Genomic DNA, 17426 nt, shown 5'->3' with positions numbered 1-17426 from the left:
CATGGAAACGGTCACTCCTCGAAGAGCGCCTCCTGCTCGCCCTCCGACTTCTGCCGCAGCCGCTTGGCCCGCGCCCCGACCACCAACGCCGTCCCCGCCGCCGTCGCCGCGAACGCCGCCGGGACCATCCAGTCGCGGTTGAAGGCATGACCGGACAACGCGTCCAGGGAGAGCCGGCCCGGGCCCGTGACCGCCAGGCTCGCCGCCGTCAGGCCGAGGGACACCGGGTATTCGAGGCCGCCGCTCTGGGCGAAGAACCCCTGCGGGGCGTGCACGGCAGCCGCCCCCGCCATCCCGCCGGCCACCGCGGCGCCCGCCGCCGGTGTCGCGAGGCCCAGCGCCAGCAGGGTGCCGCCGCCCGCCTCCACCAGCCCGGAGACCAGCGCGTTCTGCTTGCCGGGCCGATAACCCACGGACTCCATCCACTGCCCGGTGCCCTCGAGTCCGCCCCCGCCGAACCAGCCGAACAGCTTCTGCGCGCCGTGCGCCGCCAGCACCGCGCCGGTGCCCAGCCTGAGCAGCAACAGCCCCACGTCACGTCGGTCGAAACAGGTCACGGTCACTCCCTGGCAGGCAACAGGAACATTCCCCTCCGCGTTCCCACCGTCCCACCCGTCGCACCGGCCGACCCGTTCACGACGCCGTTCGGGTGGCGAAAGGCGCGACCGCGACCCGAGAAAGGGCTTGCCTTCGTGTGCACTCCAACTCCTACGGTCACCGGCATGGAGAGCATCGAGCACGTCAGGACACTGGGAAGAAGCGGCATCCGGGTCAGCGCCCTCGGCTTCGGCTGCTGGGCCATCGGAGGTGAGTGGGCGTCCCTCGACGGACAGCCCCTGGGCTGGGGGAAGGTCGACGACGAGGAGTCCGTACGGGCCGTACGACGCGCCCTCGACCTCGGTGTCACCTTCTTCGACACCGCCGACGCCTACGGCACCGGCCACAGCGAGCGCGTCCTCGCGCGCGCCCTCGGCAAACGGCGCGCCGACGTGGTCGTCGCCACCAAGTGGGGCAACCTCATCGACGAGGAACGCCGGCTGCTCACCGGCAGCGACGACTCACCGGCGTACGCCCGCCGCGCGCTGACCGCCTCCCTGCGCCGCCTCGACACCGATTACATCGACCTCTACCAGCTGCACCTGTCCGACGCGGACCCCGGGCGCGCGGCCGAACTCCGCGACATCTGCGAGGAGTTCGTACGGGAAGGGCTCATCCGCGCGTACGCGTGGAGCACCGACGACCCGGCCCGCGCCGCCGTGTTCGCCGAGGGGGAGCACTGTGCGGCCGTCCAGCACCGCCTGAACATCCTTCAGGACGCGCCCGAACTCCTCGCCCTGTGCGAGGCGTCGAACCTCGCGAGCATCAACCGCAGCCCCCTCGCCATGGGGCTGCTGACCGGCAAGCACACACCCGGACGCACGCTGGAGGCCGGCGACATCCGCAATGCGCCGCCCGCGTGGCTGCCGGGCTTCACCGAGGGCGGCGGTGCCGACGCCGAGTGGCTGCGGCGTGTCGAAGCGCTCCGGGACGTCCTCACCAGCGGCGGACGCACGCTCGCCCAGGGAGCCCTCGCCTGGATCTGGGCCCGCAGCCCGCTCACCGTCCCCATCCCGGGCTTCCGCTCGGTCGCCCAGGCCGAGGAGAACGCCGGCGCGCTCGCGAAGGGGCCGCTCACCGCCGCGCAACTGGCCGAAGCGGACCGGATCCTGGGGCGGTGAGCGCACTGGGACGGTCGCCCGTCGTGGGCGCGGCACAGGCCGGGGAGAAAGCGTTGAGGGGCCCTGAGTAAGAAATGCGTGAGGGCCGAGAAAGACGCCCGGGGCCGGTTTTTCGCAAGACGGCGCATTTTCGGCTGTTGGCGGTGTGCTGCCGGGAAACTCCTGGTGAGCGGTGTGGTCTGCGCCACGGATGTTTTCCGGACACGACCCGGACTTTGCCGTGCCTTTAACGCCCCGGAGCGTGTCGCAGGGGATGGGCTTTGTACGGTCCCGGGGTGCGTTTTTCCTCTTCGCTTTCCCCGTGTGACGCGCGGCTGTCGCGGCGCGCCGTGCTCGGGCTCGCTGCCGCCACGCCGCTGGCCCTGGCCGCGCCCGCGTCCGCGTTCGCCTCGGGGTCCCCGGTCATCGGTGGCGAACGGCTGGGCCTGGCCGGAGTCCAGGTGCAGGGGGACGCCCCGCTGCCGAAGAAGCTCACCGCCCGCGCCTGGCTCGTCGCCGACCACGACAGCGGTGAGGTGCTCGCCTCGTGCGATGCGCATCGGCGGCTCGCCCCCGCCTCCACGCTGAAGATGCTGTTCGCGGACACCGTGCTGGGGAAGTTCGAGCGGAACCAGACCTACACGGTGACCGACGCCGACCTCGCGGACATCCCCGCCGGGTCCAGCCTCGTCGGGATCAAGCCCGGAATCACGTACACCGTCGAACAGTTGTGGCTCGGTGTCTTCCTGCGCTCCGGCAACGACGCGGTCCACGTCCTCAGCCATATGAACGGCGGAATCGCGAAGACCGTCGCCGAGATGCAGACCCGGGCCGAGGACATGCAGGCCCTCGACACCCACGTGATGAGCCCCGACGGCTTCGACCACCCCGGGCAGCTCTCCTCCGCGTACGACCTGACGCTGTTCGCCCGCCACGGCCTCAGGAACGGCGACTTCCGCGGCTACTGCTCGACCCGCATCGCGAACTTCCCGGCGGGTGGGAAGAAGACCTTCCAGATCCAGAACACCGACCGCCTGCTGACCGGTGCCTGGGGGCTTGGCGCCTACAAGGGCCTCATCGGCGTCAAGAACGGGTACACCAGCAACGCCGGCAACACCTTCACCGGCGCCGCCACGCGCGACGGGCGCACCCTCATCGTGACCGTCATGCACCCCGAGCCCGGCGGCAACGGCGTCTACCAGGAGACCGCCTCCCTGCTCGACTGGGGCTTCGCGCACGCCGGGAAGGTCCAGCCCGTGGGCACCCTGGCGGAGGCCCTCAGTGAGGGCGGGGCAAAGGGGGCGCCCGCGCCGGGGAAGCAGGCGTCGGCTCATGGGGCGGGCGCCGCGGGGCACGGTGGTCCGTCGTGGGGGCTGATCGGCGGGGCCGGGGCAGCGGCGTCGCTGCTGGCCGGCGGGGTCTACGCGCTGCGTGGGCGCGGGCGCGGACGGCGCAGAGCCGCGGAGGACGGCCGCCACCGGGGTTGATCCGGGCGAAGTTTGGGCAGCCGTTCCGAGGTCCGGCGCGTACCCCGCGGTCCCCCGCGAGGTCCACCCCCTGCCGGACCACGGAACGGCTGCCACCCCCCTTGGTGTGGCCTACGGAATCCCAGTGCTCCAAGTGTGAAGCTCTGGTGTAGATGCGCTCAGCGTAAGCCCGTCTCGGGCCCAGATGGTGCGGAGTCTTCTATTCCGTTTGTGGAAGTTGAGTTGTCGACAAAACGCTGTCCCGGGCGCCGGATCCGTCAGCCGCGGCCCACGTACGGCATCGTCGTCGCCAGCACCGTCGCGAACTGCACGTTCGCCTCCAACGGCAGCTCGGCCATGTGCCGCACGGTGCGCGCCACATCCGCCACGTCCATCACGGGCTCCACCGCCACCTCCCCGTTCGCCTGGAGGACTCCGCGCCGCATACGCGCGGTCATGTCGGTCGCCGCGTTGCCGATGTCGATCTGGCCCACCGCGATCCGGTGCGGACGCCCGTCCAGGGACAGCGCCTTGGTCAGTCCGGTCAGGGCGTGCTTGGTCGCCGTGTAGGCCACCGAGTGCGGGCGGGGCGTGTGCGCGGAGACGGAGCCGTTGTTGATGATCCGGCCGCCCTGAGGATCCTGCTCCTTCATCTGCCGGTACGCCGCCTGCGCGCACAGGAACGCGCCGTTGAGATTGGTGTCCACCACATGCCGCCAGGCGTCGTACGGCAGCTCCTCGACCGGGACGCCACCGGGGCCGAACGTGCCCGCGTTGTTGAACAGCAGGTCGAGCCGCCCGAACCGGTCACGCACGGCAGCGAACAGGGCCTCGACCTCCTCCGGCCGTGACACGTCGGTCCGTACGGCGAGCGTGTCGCCCCCGGGCACGAGCGCGGCCGTCTCCTCGAGCGTCTCCACACGCCGCCCCGCGAGCGCCACCGCCCAGCCCGCGCCCAGCAACTCCACGGCGACCGCGCGCCCGATCCCCGAACCGGCGCCGGTCACCACGGCGATCCTCGTCTCCCTGTTCGTCATGGGCCCGCAGCGTAGGCGTGTCCGACCCTCGGTACGCCATCCCGTCCAACCGGTGGGAGCTGAGAACATCAGGGGCGGACCGTACGACGAGGAGGATCACATGCTCGAGCGTGGACGTACCACGCACGACAGGAAGCAGCCGGAAAGCCACATAACCGAGCCGGAGACGGCACCGCCCGGCACCCCGTCGCACCCCCGGGGCGCCGTCCAGCGCCGCACCGGCCTGCTGGTCACCTTCCTCCTCGGCGCCCTCACCGCCACGCCCCCGCTCGCCATGGACATGTACCTCCCGTCCCTGCCGGAGGTCACCAGGTCGCTGCACGCGCCCGCCGCGACCGTGCAGCTCACCCTCACCGGCTGCCTCGCCGGCATGGCGCTCGGTCAGCTGCTGATCGGCCCGATGAGTGACAAGTGGGGGCGCCGCCGCCCGCTGCTCACGGGCCTCGTCGTCTACGTCCTCGCCACCGCGCTGTGCGCCCTCGCCCCCTCGGTGGAGGCGCTGGTCGCCTTCCGCCTGGTGCAGGGGCTCGCGGGCGCGGCCGGGATCGTGATCGCCCGGGCAGTCGTCCGGGACCTGTACGACGGCGTCGCCATGGCCCGGTTCTTCTCCACGCTCATGTTGATCTCCGGGGTGGCGCCGATCGTCGCGCCGCTGATCGGCGGCCAGATCCTGCGCGTCACGGACTGGCGGGGCGTGTTCGTGGTCCTCACGCTCGTCGGCATCGCGCTCACCGCGCTCGTGTGGGTCCGGCTGCCCGAGACGCTCGAGCCGGCCGGACGGCACGGGGGCGGGGGAGTGGGTGCCGCCCTGCGCTCCATGGGGACCCTGCTCGCCGACCGCGTCTTCACCGGCTACACCATCGCGGGCGGTTTCGCCTTCGCCGCGCTGTTCGCGTACGTCTCCGCGTCCCCGTTCGTCATCCAGGAGATCTACGGCGCCTCCCCCCAGACCTTCAGCCTGCTGTTCGGCCTCAACTCGGTCGGCCTGGTCGTCGCCGGGCAGGTCAACGGCAAGATCCTGGTCGGCAGGGTCAGCCTCGACAAGGTCCTGGCGGTCGGCCTCACGGTCGTCACCCTCGCCGCCACCGCGCTGCTGCTGATGGCGACGGGCACCCTCGGCGAGGTCGGCCTCGCTCCGGTCGCCGCCGCCCTGTTCGTGCTGATGTCCGCGATGGGCATCACCCTGCCCAACACCCAGGCACTGGCTCTGATGCGCACCCGCCGCCACGCCGGTTCCGCGTCCGCGCTGCTCGGCACCACCTCGTTCCTCATCGGCGCGGTCGCCTCGCCGCTCGTCGGGGTCGCAGGCGAGGACACCGCCGTCCCGATGGCCGTCGTCCAACTGGCGGCCGCACTGGTGGCGGTCGCCTGCTTCGTGGCACTGTGCCGTCCCTGGACCGCACGCGCGGGCGCGGAGGGCGGGGGTGCCCCCGCCTCGAGCGCAGCCGAGAACTTGGGGGAGGAGCACTGAGCGCACCGAGACTGCGTGTCGACACCCCGGAGAGGGCCGGGCTCGACGCGGAGCAACTGCGTCTTCTCGTACGCGAGGTCCACGCCGCCGTCGAAGGGGAGCGCCCCTGGGCGGCCGGCGCGGTGGTGGTCGCCGGACGCGGACCGGTGGTCGCCGTGGAGGAGGCGGTGGGCTGGGCGGTCCGCTACGCCGCCTACGACGAGCAGGCCGACCGGGGTGTCGAGCTGCCGCCGCACGAGCGGGTGCCGATGACCGTGGACACGCCCTTCGACCTGGCCTCGCTGACCAAGCTGTTCACGGCGGTCGCCACGGTGCAGCAGCTGGAGCGGGGCACGCTCGGCATCGATGCGCGCGTGGGGGCGTACCTTCCGGAGTTCCGGGCGGTGGCGCACGCGGGGATCACCGTACGGCAGCTGCTCACCCACACCTCCGGGCTGCGGCCCGAACTCCCGCTGTACGACTGCGCGTCGCAGGAGGAGCGGCTGGCGCTGCTGCGGGCGGAGGAGCCGGTGGGCGAGCCCGGCACGGCGTACTGCTACTCGGACCTGAACCCGCTGCTTCTGCAGTACGTCCTGGAGCGCGTCACCGGCCGCAGCCTCGACGTGCTCTTCCGCGACGGGATCACCCGGCCGCTGGGGATGGCCGCGACGGGCTTCGGACCGTGCCCTCACGCGGCGGCGACGGAGGACCAGCGGCGGCCGTGGGCCAAGGCGGACCGGGGGATGGTGCGGGGCCGCGTCCACGACGAGAACGCGTGGGCGCTCGGCGGGGTGGCCGGGCACGCGGGCCTCTTCTCGACGGGGCGGGACCTGGCGGTCTTCTGCCGCACACTGCTGGCCGGAGGCTCGTACGGGACGGCTCGCATCCTGGGTCCCGACTTCGTCGAGCTGATGCTGACCCCGCCGGGGCTGGGCTTCGCGGTGGACCAGCCGTGGTTCATGGGCGAGCTGGCGGGCCAGGGGGCGGCGGGCCACACCGGCTTCACGGGCACCTCACTGGTGCTGGACCCGGCGACGGACACGTTCCTGATGCTGCTGGCGAACACCGTGCATCCGCGACGCCGGGGGCCGGACAACGGGCCACGGGCACGGGCGGGCGACCGGCTGGCTCGGGCGGTACGGGGAGTGAGCGGTGATCCGGGCAGCGATGGGCGCTCTGTCAAGTGAGCGGTGCTCTCCGGAGAGGGACCCGCTCTCGTGTGTGAGCGCTGGTGTCGGCCGGCTCCGTCTCCTGCGGCAGCCCTGTGCTGATCTACGGGCCGCTCGCGCTGCCGGCGTGGCCGCCGGTGTTCTTGACGATCACTGTGTCGCCGATCCGGCTGAAGTCGTAGAAGCGGTGGGCGTCCGCCGTGCTCAGGTGGATGCAGCCGTGGGAGATGTCGGCCCGGCCGATGGCATGGTTCCAGGGTGCCGCATGGACGAACACACCGCCGCTGGTCAGGCGCACCGCCCAGCGGACCATGAGGGCGTAGTAGTTGGGATTGTGCGGATCACACGTGATGTTCGCGCTGCACGAGGTCATCCTGACGACCGCGTCCTTGCCCAGCACGTGGAAGGTTCCGGACGGCGTACGGAAGCCGGGCTTGCCGAAGCTCACGCTGAAGGTCATCACCGTCCGGCCGTGATCCGTGACGGTCATCCGATGGGTCGCCGCGTCGAGCGTCGAAACATGGCCCGCGGATGCCTGGGCAGGACCTGCGCCCAGCGACAGGACAGCCGCCAGAACGCCGGCCAGTGCGAGCCGGGCGGCGTCATGAAGGCGCGAACGGGGGACTTCGCGTTGGTGGGCCATCTCTGATCACCATCGCTTTCCTGTACAGGTCAGGATATTCCGGCCCATCCCTCCCATCGAGCCGACATCGCCCCATCGGTTCGGGCGCTCCGCTCTGAAAGGCGAGCACCGCTCACCGCCCTAGAATCGGCACGTGAACGCCCCCGACTCCTCAGCCGACGCCCTCCGTGCCGCCCTGTCCCGGCTGCTCGACGGGCTTCCGTCCCGGCAGGCCGCGCAGGCCGTGGACCGGCTGATCGCGAACTACCGGGGGCGGACCCCGACCGACGCGCCCGTGCTGCGGGACCGCTCCGACGTCGTCGCCTACGCCGCCTACCGCATGCCCGCGACCTTCGAGGCGGTGTCCGCGGCGCTCGGCGCCTTCGCGGACGCCGTCCCCGGCTGGGTGCCCACGAGCCACGTGGACGTCGGCGGCGGTACCGGCGCCGCGACCTGGGCCGTGAGCGCCACCTGGGGCGGCGAGCGCCCGGTGACCGTCCTCGACTGGGCCGAGCCCGCGCTGGCGCTCGGCCGGGAGATCGCCGCCGCACATCCGGCGCTCAAGACCGCCGAGTGGCGCCGCTCTCGTATCGGATCGGCGCTCAACATAGAGAGCACTGATCTCGTCACGGTCTCGTACGTCCTCGGCGAGCTGACCGAAGCCGACCGCGCCGCCGTCGTCGACGCCGCGGCCACCGCCGCCCAGGCCGTCGTGATCGTCGAGCCCGGCACCCCCGACGGCTACGCCCGCGTGATCGAGGCGCGCGACCGCCTGATCCGCGCCGGCTTCCACGTCGCCGCCCCCTGCCCGCACAGCGCCGCCTGCCCCATCGTTCCCGGCGAGGACTGGTGCCACTTCTCGGCCCGCGTCAGCCGTTCCTCACTGCACCGCCAGGTCAAGGGCGGCTCGCTGGCGTACGAGGACGAGAAGTTCAGCTATGTCGCCGCGGCCCGTTTCCCGGTGCGCCCCGCCGCCTCCCGAGTGGTCCGGCGCCCCCAGATCCGCAAGGGCCAGGTGCTCCTCGACCTGTGCGGCCCGGACGAGTCCCTGCACCGCGACACGGTCACCAAGCGCCACGGTCCTCTCTACAGGGCCGCCCGCGACGCGGATTGGGGCGACGCCTGGCCCGCGCCCCGCGACGATGCGCACGGACAGACCGGATGAATTGCCGCGATGTCTGCTGGTGGTGCACCGCAGTTGGCATCGCCCTACCCGTCGCCCTACCCGTCGCCCTGCCTGTCCCGGCAGGCAGCTCCGGTCACCCGGCGCGCAGGATGGTGGGACCATAGGGCATGCTGTCAAGACACAGCAGCGAGGCGAGGGGATAGATGAGCGCAGACTTCGGCCGCCGCACGAGCGTGCAGGGCAGGATCTCCCAGTGGCTGCGCGGACGACGTCCCGCCCGTCTCAAGGAGGACGCCGGCGACGGCGGCCGTGAGGCGATGCTGCTGGCTGCCGCCGCCGCGGGGCTGCCGCTCGCGCCCGCCGCCCACCCCGTCGGCTACCGCTGTTCCTGTGACCGCGTCGGCTGTCCCACGCCTGCCCGGCACCCGGTCTCCTTCGCCTGGCAGACGCAGTCCACCACGGACCGCGCGCAGATCGAGCGATGGGCCCGGCACCAGCCGCAGGCCAACTTCATCACCGCCACCGGGATGGTGCACGACGTGCTCGACGTCCCGCGGGAGGCCGGCGAGAAGGCCCTGGACCGGCTGCTCACGTCCGGTGTCGAGGTGGGTCCGGTCGCCACGACCGGGGACGGCCGCATGCTGTTCTTCACGCTGACCCGCGGCACGCCCGAGGACGAGGACGAATGGTGGCCGTGCGAACTGGACTGCCACCCCGAGACGATGGACGAGCACCCGGGACTGCGGTGGCACTGCCGGGGGTCGTATGTGCTGGTGCCTCCGGCGCAGTTGCCGGGTGAGCTGACCGTGGAGTGGGTACGGGGGCCCGAGCACGCGCTGCCGGATCCGCTGAGCCTGCTCGAGGTGCTCACCGACGCGTGCGCGCGGTACGCGGGCGAGGAGAGCGAGTTGGCGGGCTGGCCCCACCGGGGCTGAGCCCCGGCGGAGACCCCCGTCACCGCGTCGCTCCCCTTGCTCCCGCTCCCGTTGCCCCGTTACTCCCGCTCGGCTTACTCCCCCTCGGCCCCCGTGAGCCCCTCCACCCGGCTCACGAACTTCACCGGGCCCTTCCTCGGATCCAGCACCGCCTGGTTCGACACGTACTCCAGGGTCAGGGACTGCTTGACCTCCCCGGTCAGCAGGGCCTTGATGTTCGGGTCGCTGATGTTGATGTTCACGCCCTGCGCGGCCGTCTGCCTCTCGTAGTGGTGGGTGGCGAAGAACACCAGCGCCCCGCCGTCCGTGGTGCGCAGCCCCACCGGGGCGTAGTCGCCGTTCGTCAGCGGCTCGTCGATGTACTGCCGGGCCAGCCCGGGCTGGCTCGCGTTCTTCAGCCGGGTGGCGCGCCACTGCGAGGTGTGCGGGCCGGGCGCGAACATGTCCCCGCCGCTTCGCAGATAGGTCGCGTACGCGGTGCTGAGCTTTTGGGGCTGGACGGCGAGCGCCGGGTCGTCCGCGGTGACGGGTTCGGCCCAGCCGTCCTTGTCCGTCTTGAACGCCGGTACGTCCCCGGGCGCGAGAATCGTCAGGTACGACACCGCCCACACCTTGCTCGCATCGGAGCGGGTGAAGACGAGCAGCCAATGGGCGTCCGCGCTGCCCTTGTTGGCGCGGGTGTCGGCGACGAACCAGCGCGGCCAGCCGGCCTTCCTCGGGATCGTGAACTTGGCGTCGGTCAGCTTCAGCGGCACATGGCCGGGGTTGCCGCCCGGATCGGTCTTGTGGCCGGCCTCCAGTTTGCCGCCGTCGATGGCGCCGAGCGCACCGGTGACCCGGCTCGCGTCCTGGGACCGGTCGTAAGTCTTGTCCGCCTTGTTGTAGGCGGTGAGGAAGTCCGTCAGCGCGCGGGCCGCCTCGGCGCGTGTCGCCGTCGGTACGACCTCCCGCTCGCCGTGCACCACGACGCAGCCGCTCGCCGTCACGGACAGAACCGTCACCGCCGCCGTTGCCAGGGCGAACCGGCCTGGACTACGCAGCGTTCGAGGGCTGCGATCCCCGCGCTCCCTGCTCATCAGTGACCTTCACCTTCCCCTTTCCGGAGGCGAACCCTACCGGGGACAGGAAAAGCGTGAGCGTCGGGATCAAGTACAGCAGCCACACCGTGACCTGAAGGACCGTCGGATCGGGCTGGAAGTTGAACACGCCCTTCAGCAGCGTGCCGTACCAGCTGTCCGGCGGAACGGTGTCGCTGATGTCGAAGGCGAGGCTCGTCAGGCCCGGGACCCAGCCGGCCTCCTGCAGGTCGTGGAAGCCGTAGGCGAGCACGCCCGCGGCGACGACGACCAGCATGCCGCCGGTCCAGGTGAAGAACTTCGCCAGGTTGATCTTCAGGGCGCCGCGGTAGAACAGCCAGCCCAGGAAGACGGCCGTGGCGAGGCCCAGGGCGACGCCGACGAGCGGGCGCGGGGTGCCGTCGCTCGCCGCGTGCACCGACGCCCACACGAACAGGGCGGTCTCCAGCCCCTCGCGGCCCACGGCGAGGAACGCGGTGGCGACCAGCGCGCCCGTGCCCATCGCCAGGGCCGCGTCCAGCCTGCCGTGCAGTTCGGACCTCAGATGCCGGGCGGTGCGCCGCATCCAGAAGACCATCCACGTCACCAGACCGACGGCGAGGATCGACAGGGAGCCGCCCAGCGCCTCCTGCGCCTGGAACGTCAGCTCCTGGGAGCCGAACTCGAGGACGCAGCCGAAGCCGAGCGCGATGGCGACCGCGATGCCGATGCCGGTCCAGATCGGCTTCAGGGCGTCGCGACGGCCGGTCTTGACCAGGTAGGCGATCAGGATGCAGACGACGAGGCTGGCCTCCAGCCCCTCGCGCAGGCCGATCAGGTAGTTGGAGAACACGGGCTACGCCTCCTCGGACAGCAGGGTGCGGCCCCACCAGTCGCCGGAGTCCCGGACGCCGGGCGGGATGGCGAAGACGGCCGAACCCACGTGCTGGATGTACTCGTTGAGCGCGTCGTGCGCCGCCAGCCTGCGCTGGAGCGGGATGAACCCCTTGCGCACGTCGCGCTGGTAGGCCAGGAAGAACAGGCCCGCGTCCAGGCGGCCGAGGCCGTCGGTGCCGTCGGTGAAGGAGTAGCCCCGGCGCAGGATGGTGATGCCGTCGTTGGAATCGGGGTGTGCGAGCCGGACGTGCGCGTCGGGCTTCATCGCCTTCAGGAACGGCTCGTCGTGCTCCTTCGCCTTGCCGACCGGCGCGCCCTCGCGCTTGTCCCGGCCGAAGACGTCCTCCTGCTCCTGCAGCGAGGTCCGGTCCCAGGTCTCGACGTTCATGCGAATCCGCCGGGCGACCAGGTACGAGCCTCCGGTCATCCATTCCGGCCCGTCCCCGTCGCCCACCCACACGAACTTCTTCAGCCGGTCCTCTTCCGTCCCCGCGATGTTGCGGGTGCCGTCCTTGAACCCGAAGAGGTTGCGCGGCGTCTGCGCGTCCGGGGTCGTCGAGGAGGTCTTGCCGAAGCCGAGCTGGGACCAGCGGATGGCGACCTTGCCGAAGCCGATGCGGGCCAGGTTGCGGATCGCGTGCACGGCGACCTGCGGGTCGTCCGCGCAGGCCTGGATGCACAGATCGCCGCCCGTGCGGGACCTGTCCAGGTTGTCGCCGGGGAACTTCGGCAGGTCGACCAGCGCCTCGGGCCGCTTGTCCCTCAGCCCGAACTTGTCGAAGAGCGACGGTCCGAAGCCGATCGTCAGGGTCAGCCGCGAGGGCTTGAGACCCAGCGCCTCCCCGGTGTCGTCCGGCGGCGCCTCGGCAAGCCCGCCGTACGCGCCCTCACCGATGGCCTGCCCGGCCGTCATCCGCCGGGCCGCGGCCGTCCAGTCCTTCAGCATCTGCACGAACTCGGCGCGGTCGTCGGTCTTCACGTCGAACGCGGCGAAGTGCAGCCGGTCCTGCACGGGCGTGGCGACGCCCGCCTGGTGGGCGCCGTGGAACTCCACCGCGCCACCGGCCTCCGCCGCGGCCGGATCCACGTCGTTGCCCGCGTTGGCAGCCGCCACCGCGCCACCGGCCACGGCGGCACCGAGCGCGAGCCCGGCGCCTGTCCAGCCGATCAGCGCCCGGCGCGACGGACTGCTCCCCTGGATGTCGGTCATCGCCCTACCCCCCTGCTTACTTCACGACCGCGGCGGCGAGCTTGGAGAGCGGCTCGGCGAGGGCGTTCACCGCGTCCGAGAGCTCCTTCTGCTGGTCCTCGGTGACCTTGTCGTAGGAGACGAACTCGTACGAGGCCTTGTCCGAGCGGTACTTGTCCAGCAGGGCGTTCAGCGCCGCGAACTGCTTGTCCAGCTCCTTGGCCAGCGCCGGGTCGTTCTTCGACGCGACCGGCTTGAGCAGCTCGTACGCCTTCTGCGCGCCCTCCACGTTGCCCTTGAAGTCGACCAGGTCGGTGTGGGAGTAGCGCTCCTCCTCACCGGTGACCTTTCCGGTGGCGACCTCGTCGAGGAGTTCCTTGGCGCCGTTGGCCATGGAGGTCGGGGTGATCTCGGCCGTGCCGACCTTCTCCTGCCACTCCTTCAGGTCGGTCACCAGCTGGTCGGCGAGGGCCTTCTCCTCGGCGCCGATCTTCTTGTCCTGCCAGAGGGCCTTCTCCAGACGGTGCCAGCCGGTCCACTTCTGGCCGCCCTCGAGGCCGTCCTCGCGGACGTCGACCTTCGGGTCGATGTCGCCGAAGGACTCGGCGACGGGCTCGGTGCGCTCCCAGCCGAGACGGGAGGGGGCGTACGCCTTCTTCGCCGCCTCCAAGTCCCCGGCCTTCACGGCGTCGGTGAACACCTTGACCTTGGGCATCGTCTCGTCGGCCTGCGCTTGCGCGTACTCGCGGTAGGCGGCCACGGCCTGGTCCAGGCGCGGGTCACGCTTGGCGACGCTGCCGCCGCCGGTGGCCGTGACGGTCTGGCGTATGCCCTTGCCCGTCATGCCCGGCTTGCAGGCGATCTGGTAGTCGCCGGCCTTCACCTCGGCGGTGACCGTCTGCTTGGTGCCGGGGCCGATGTTCTCGCGCTCGGCGACGATCCGGTCGTCCGGGAACAGCAGGTACACCTCGGTCACCTTGGCGCCCTTGTTCTCGACCGCCACCTCGACGTGCCCGGCCGGGAACTCCTTCTTGGACACCTCGCACTTCGAGTCGGTGGCGGTCACCCGGATCGCGCGGTCGGATCCCTCAGCGGTGCTCTTCTCCGTGCATCCGGTGAGAGCGGTCAGAGCCGCCGCGGTGGCGGCGGCGGTGACGACGGGGAGTCGAACGGCTCGCATGCAGGCTCCAGGAAGAACGGTTCGGTGAGGCTTGCCTAATTTAACTGAGCATTACCTTCCCCATACCCACCCGGACCGTGATTCAGGTCTCACTGGGGTCTTCGGGGCTCCGCCCTGCGTCCCCGGGTGATGTTTGAATGCGCCGGTGACTGACTACGACGTGCTGCGCGTCTTCTGCGGACCCAGCGGCGGCTACGGCAACGAACTCGGCGTCGTCCGGGACGGTTCGCTGATGCCCGGGAGGGACGAGCGGCAGGCGTTCGCCGCCAAACTCGGGTTCAGCGAGACCGTGTTCGTCGACGACCCCGAGCGCGGGATCATCGACATCTACACGCCCACGCTGCGGCTGCCGTTCGCCGGGCACCCCTGCGTGGGCACGGCCTGGCTGCTCGATCTGCCGGAACTCGTCACTCCGGCCGGTGTGGCGGGGGCGCGCCAGGACGGCGAGTTCAGCTGGATCGAGGCCCGCCCGGAGTGGGCGCCGCCGCGCACGCTGCGGCAGTACGCGACGGCCGCCGAGGTGGACGGCCTGGCCGTCCCGCCGCCGGGGGAGTGGATCTACGCCTGGGCGTGGGAGGACGAGTCGGCGGGCCGGATCCGCGCCCGGGCCTTCCCGGGGCGCGACGACGGTATCGAGGAGGACGAGGCGACGGGGGCGGCAGCGCTCCTGCTCACGGCCCGACTCGGCCGCGCGCTCAACATCCGCCAGGGAGCAGGCTCACAGATCCTCACGGCGCCGCAGCCGGAGGGGTGGGTGGAGGTCGGGGGGAGGGTGTTTCTCGAACGCTGACACGCTGACCCTAGGCGCTGCGTGGGAACTCCTCGCCCAGCGCCCGGAAGACGGCCGTGTTGAGTGTGTACGCCCGCCGGCACTCGGCGATGACCCGCTGCTTCTCCAGGTCGTCGACCCGGATGCCGTCCAGGAGGGTCCGGTACGTCCTCTTGAACGCCGCCGGGTTGGGGATCGCGTCGAACACATAGAACCGGACCCCGTCGCCCTTCCGGGTGAAGCCCCATGTCCTCTCGGCCATGTCGCGGATGATCTGGCCGCCGGCGAGGTCGCCCATGTAGCGGGTGTAGTGATGGGCGACGTATCCGCCGGGCCACTGCTCGGCGCACTCCCGCACCCGGTTCGCATACGTCCGCGTCGCGGGCAGCGCCGCCAGGTGCGCCCGCCACTCGGGTCCGCGCAGATGCGCCAGGTCCCGCTCCAGCGCGGTCAGCCGGAACAGCTCCGGCCGCACGAACGGCCCGGCCACCGGGTCGCCCGCCAGCCGGGCGGCGGCGGACTCCAGGGCCTCGTACACGAACCACAGCTGCTCCGTGTACCGCGTGTACGCGTCCACGCCGAGCCTGCCGCCGAGCAGTCCGGTGATGAACCCGGAGGTGTTCGCCTCCCGGTGCCCGTCCTGTGACGCGGCGCGGATGAGCGCCGAGAAGGCCGTGCCGGTCGTCTCCGGGGTGTTCATGAGGCCTCCGCGGTTTGCCGACATCCTGTCGGCAAAATCCTACCCGCGATCCGCTCCCGGCCCACGCGAAAGAGCCCGCTCTGTGGACAGAGCGGGCTCCGGGGGTGCGGCGTGGCTACGGCAGCGTGAGGATCTCCGCGCCCGTCTCCGTGACGACCAGCGTGTGCTCGAACTGCGCGGTCCGCTTGCGGTCCTTCGTGACCACCGTCCACCCGTCGTCCCACATGTCGTACTCGTGCGTGCCGAGGGTGAGCATGGGCTCGATGGTGAAGGTCATGCCGGGCTGCATCACCGTGGTCGCGTGCGGGCTGTCGTAGTGCGGGATGATCAGCCCGGAGTGGAACGACGAGTTGATCCCGTGACCGGTGAAGTCCCGCACGACCCCGTACCCGAACCGCTTCGCGTACGACTCGATGACACGGCCGATCACGTTGATCTGACGGCCGGGCCTGACGGCCTTGACGGCACGGTTGAGGGACTCGCGGGTGCGCTCGACGAGCAGCCGGGAGTCCTCGTCGACGTCGCCGACCAGGTAGGTGGCGTTGGTGTCGCCGTGGACGCCGCCGATGTACGCCGTCACGTCGAGGTTGATGATGTCGCCGTCGCGCAGGACCGTGGAGTCCGGGATGCCGTGGCAGATGACCTCGTTGATCGAGGTGCACAGCGACTTGGGGAACCCGCGGTAGCCCAGGGTGGAGGGGTAGGCGCCGTGGTCGCACATGTACTCGTGCGCGACGCGGTCCAGCTCGTCCGTGGTGACGCCCGGGGCGATGATCTTCGCCGCCTCGGCCATCGCCCGCGCCGCGATCCGCCCGGCGACGCGCATCGCCTCGACGGTCTCGGGGGTCTGCACCTCCGGCCCGGTGTACGGGGTCGGCGCCGGTTTGCCGACGTACTCGGGGCGGCGGATGTTTCCGGGCACGGAACGGGTGGGAGAGAGCTCTCCTGGTACGAGCAGCGACTGGCCAGACATGCCAGCGAGTCTATCCAGCGGCCGTGCGGGACCATGGCCGTGGCGAAAGGAGCTCCTGCGATGGCGCTGTTCAGGAAGCGTACGGTCGGCAAGCCGGGCGAGTGGTACTACTGCCTGGTCCACCAGAAGGTCGAGGAGGGCCCGGACTGCCCCGCGAAGGACCGTTTCGGTCCGTACGCGTCCCGCCAGGAGGCGGAACACGCGATGGAGACGGCACGGGAGCGGAACGTCGAGTGGGAGACGGACCCGCGCTGGCACGACGCGCCTCCGGCGGAACGGGAGGGGGACTGAGCCGTGTGGCTTGCGCGGAGCGGCATCGGGACTGAGCCAGGGGCTCGCGCAGAGCGGATGGAGGACTGAGCCGGGGCTCACGCACCGCCTCCGCCGCTGCCCGGCGGAGACAGGAGGCCCCCCACCCGTCCGCCTTCCGGGCGGGCGGGTGCCCACCGCCCGGCGCCCGGGGCAACCGGGTCTCCCGCCGGCTACCACCGCGCCGGCGGCGGCTCCGTCAGCTGGTCCGCCAGCCGGGACAGACGGTCCCGGAAGCGGCGGCGGCCCCGTGGAGCCGGCAGCCGGTTCTCCCCGGCCGCCGCGCTCACCAGGTGCTGCACCGTGTCCAGGTCCAGATCCGTCTCCTCGGGCACCGTCAGCGACTCGTGTGCCAGAGCCGTCAGGTCCCGGTCCCCGGCGTCCAGCGCCAGCACCGTCGCCCCGGCCCGCCGCGCGTCGTGGACCCGCTCCAGCAGCGCCGCCCCCGGCGCGGCGGGCGACACCACCAGCAGTGTCTCCCCGCGCCGCGCCGCCGACAGCCGTCCCGGCCCCACCGCCAGGTGCGCCGGGTCCGAGGCCCGCGCCGCGTGCCGCACCAGCGTCGGGGACAGCTCCGGCGTCCCGGACCAGGCCGCCTCGTCGGCCAGGTGCGCCGCCAGGTGCCACGGCTCGTAGTCCTGAGTGCCCACGAGCAGCAGCCCGCCCCCGTGCGACACCACGGACCCGCGCAGCGTCCCCGCGAACCGCCGCGTGGCGACCGGCCACTCGGTCCCGGCGAGCACTTCCCGCAGCAAGGCGACCCGTACGGCGTCCATACGCACGTATCCTGCCGCAAACGGCCCCTGGGAAGCGGGAGTTCCCCCTGAATTCCCCCGACCCGGGGACGGGTCA

General features: G+C 71.6%; 18 protein-coding genes. 8 read left to right on the top strand and 10 right to left on the bottom strand.

Annotated elements, in window-relative coordinates; genetic code table 11:
* Positions 1–11: 11 nt before the first annotated feature.
* Positions 12–557, bottom strand: a complete 546-nt coding sequence (locus tag SY2F82_RS01645; RefSeq protein WP_103840047.1) for a DoxX family protein — start codon at positions 555–557, stop codon at positions 12–14.
* Between the two features lie 165 nt (positions 558–722).
* Here SY2F82_RS01645 and SY2F82_RS01640 point away from each other — a divergent pair, with 165 nt between their 5' ends.
* Together SY2F82_RS01640 and SY2F82_RS01635 are read left to right on the top strand one after the other, a co-directional pair.
* Positions 723–1718, top strand: coding sequence for an aldo/keto reductase (locus SY2F82_RS01640; RefSeq protein WP_200417106.1), 996 nt, complete (start codon positions 723–725; stop codon positions 1716–1718).
* 275 nt (positions 1719–1993) lie between these two features.
* A complete protein-coding gene (locus SY2F82_RS01635) occupies positions 1994–3184 on the top strand; it encodes a D-alanyl-D-alanine carboxypeptidase family protein (RefSeq protein WP_236041041.1) in 1191 nt (396 codons plus the stop codon).
* Between the two features lie 257 nt (positions 3185–3441).
* On the opposite strand, the gene SY2F82_RS01630 is transcribed toward SY2F82_RS01635, so the two are convergent.
* The gene (locus SY2F82_RS01630) at positions 3442–4200 is read right to left on the bottom strand and encodes an SDR family oxidoreductase (RefSeq protein WP_200417105.1); all 759 of its coding nucleotides are present in this window, start codon (positions 4198–4200) and stop codon (positions 3442–3444) included.
* Between the two features lie 100 nt (positions 4201–4300).
* Between SY2F82_RS01630 and SY2F82_RS01625 the strand changes: the two genes are divergently transcribed.
* Together SY2F82_RS01625 and SY2F82_RS01620 are read left to right on the top strand one after the other, a co-directional pair.
* On the top strand, positions 4301–5671 hold the full coding sequence (locus SY2F82_RS01625) for a multidrug effflux MFS transporter (protein ID WP_200417104.1): 1371 nt from the start codon (positions 4301–4303) through the stop codon (positions 5669–5671).
* A complete protein-coding gene (locus tag SY2F82_RS01620) occupies positions 5584–6837 on the top strand; it encodes a serine hydrolase domain-containing protein (RefSeq protein WP_374707109.1) in 1254 nt (417 codons plus the stop codon). Before SY2F82_RS01625 ends, SY2F82_RS01620 begins: the two co-directional genes overlap by 88 nt.
* A gap of 85 nt (positions 6838–6922) precedes the next feature.
* Here SY2F82_RS01620 and SY2F82_RS01615 read toward each other — a convergent pair whose 3' ends face one another.
* The gene (locus SY2F82_RS01615) at positions 6923–7462 is read right to left on the bottom strand and encodes a L,D-transpeptidase (RefSeq protein WP_268980365.1); all 540 of its coding nucleotides are present in this window, start codon (positions 7460–7462) and stop codon (positions 6923–6925) included.
* A gap of 133 nt (positions 7463–7595) precedes the next feature.
* Here SY2F82_RS01615 and SY2F82_RS01610 point away from each other — a divergent pair, with 133 nt between their 5' ends.
* Positions 7596–8606: a small ribosomal subunit Rsm22 family protein gene (locus SY2F82_RS01610; RefSeq protein ID WP_200417102.1), complete on the top strand. Its 1011-nt coding sequence runs from the start codon at positions 7596–7598 to the stop codon at positions 8604–8606.
* Between the two features lie 164 nt (positions 8607–8770).
* Positions 8771–9502 carry a bifunctional DNA primase/polymerase gene (locus SY2F82_RS01605; protein ID WP_200417101.1) on the top strand — a complete coding sequence of 244 codons (732 nt, stop codon included), beginning with the start codon at positions 8771–8773 and terminating at the stop codon, positions 9500–9502.
* A gap of 74 nt (positions 9503–9576) precedes the next feature.
* Here the strand turns inward: SY2F82_RS01605 and SY2F82_RS01600 are convergent, their stop codons facing one another.
* From SY2F82_RS01600 to efeO, 4 genes are read right to left on the bottom strand one after another with little or no spacing between them, the layout of a single operon-like run.
* Positions 9577–10488 carry a hypothetical protein gene (locus SY2F82_RS01600; protein WP_308437738.1) on the bottom strand — a complete coding sequence of 304 codons (912 nt, stop codon included), beginning with the start codon at positions 10486–10488 and terminating at the stop codon, positions 9577–9579.
* A gap of 46 nt (positions 10489–10534) precedes the next feature.
* The gene (gene efeU / locus SY2F82_RS01595; protein ID WP_200417099.1) at positions 10535–11410 is read right to left on the bottom strand and encodes an iron uptake transporter permease EfeU; all 876 of its coding nucleotides are present in this window, start codon (positions 11408–11410) and stop codon (positions 10535–10537) included.
* A 3-nt stretch (positions 11411–11413) separates the two neighbouring features.
* The gene (gene efeB / locus SY2F82_RS01590; RefSeq protein ID WP_200417098.1) at positions 11414–12664 is read right to left on the bottom strand and encodes an iron uptake transporter deferrochelatase/peroxidase subunit; all 1251 of its coding nucleotides are present in this window, start codon (positions 12662–12664) and stop codon (positions 11414–11416) included.
* 16 nt (positions 12665–12680) lie between these two features.
* Positions 12681–13823, bottom strand: coding sequence for an iron uptake system protein EfeO (efeO, locus tag SY2F82_RS01585; protein ID WP_200417097.1), 1143 nt, complete (start codon positions 13821–13823; stop codon positions 12681–12683).
* A 145-nt stretch (positions 13824–13968) separates the two neighbouring features.
* Here efeO and SY2F82_RS01580 point away from each other — a divergent pair, with 145 nt between their 5' ends.
* The gene (locus tag SY2F82_RS01580) at positions 13969–14613 is read left to right on the top strand and encodes a PhzF family phenazine biosynthesis protein (RefSeq protein WP_200417096.1); all 645 of its coding nucleotides are present in this window, start codon (positions 13969–13971) and stop codon (positions 14611–14613) included.
* Positions 14614–14623: 10 nt separating this feature from the next.
* On the opposite strand, the gene SY2F82_RS01575 is transcribed toward SY2F82_RS01580, so the two are convergent.
* Entirely contained in the window at positions 14624–15292 is a 669-nt protein-coding gene (locus SY2F82_RS01575) for a heme oxygenase (biliverdin-producing) (protein WP_200417095.1), read from the bottom strand.
* A gap of 115 nt (positions 15293–15407) precedes the next feature.
* Positions 15408–16265 (bottom strand): type I methionyl aminopeptidase, encoded by an 858-nt coding sequence (map, locus tag SY2F82_RS01570; RefSeq protein WP_200417094.1) that lies wholly within the window; start codon positions 16263–16265, stop codon positions 15408–15410.
* A gap of 60 nt (positions 16266–16325) precedes the next feature.
* On the opposite strand from map, the gene SY2F82_RS01565 reads away from it, so the two are divergent.
* A complete protein-coding gene (locus SY2F82_RS01565) occupies positions 16326–16556 on the top strand; it encodes a hypothetical protein (RefSeq protein WP_200417093.1) in 231 nt (76 codons plus the stop codon).
* Between the two features lie 191 nt (positions 16557–16747).
* On the opposite strand, the gene SY2F82_RS01560 is transcribed toward SY2F82_RS01565, so the two are convergent.
* On the bottom strand, positions 16748–17350 hold the full coding sequence (locus SY2F82_RS01560; RefSeq protein WP_200417092.1) for a hypothetical protein: 603 nt from the start codon (positions 17348–17350) through the stop codon (positions 16748–16750).
* Between the last annotated feature and the right edge of the window lie 76 nt (positions 17351–17426).

Origin of the sequence: Streptomyces sp. Y2F8-2 (assembly GCF_014905555.1) — a bacterium.
Lineage (GTDB): Bacteria > Actinomycetota > Actinomycetes > Streptomycetales > Streptomycetaceae > Streptomyces > Streptomyces cynarae.
Note: the sequence above shows the minus strand (reverse complement) of the source record. Positions and strands in the feature narration are given on the sequence as shown.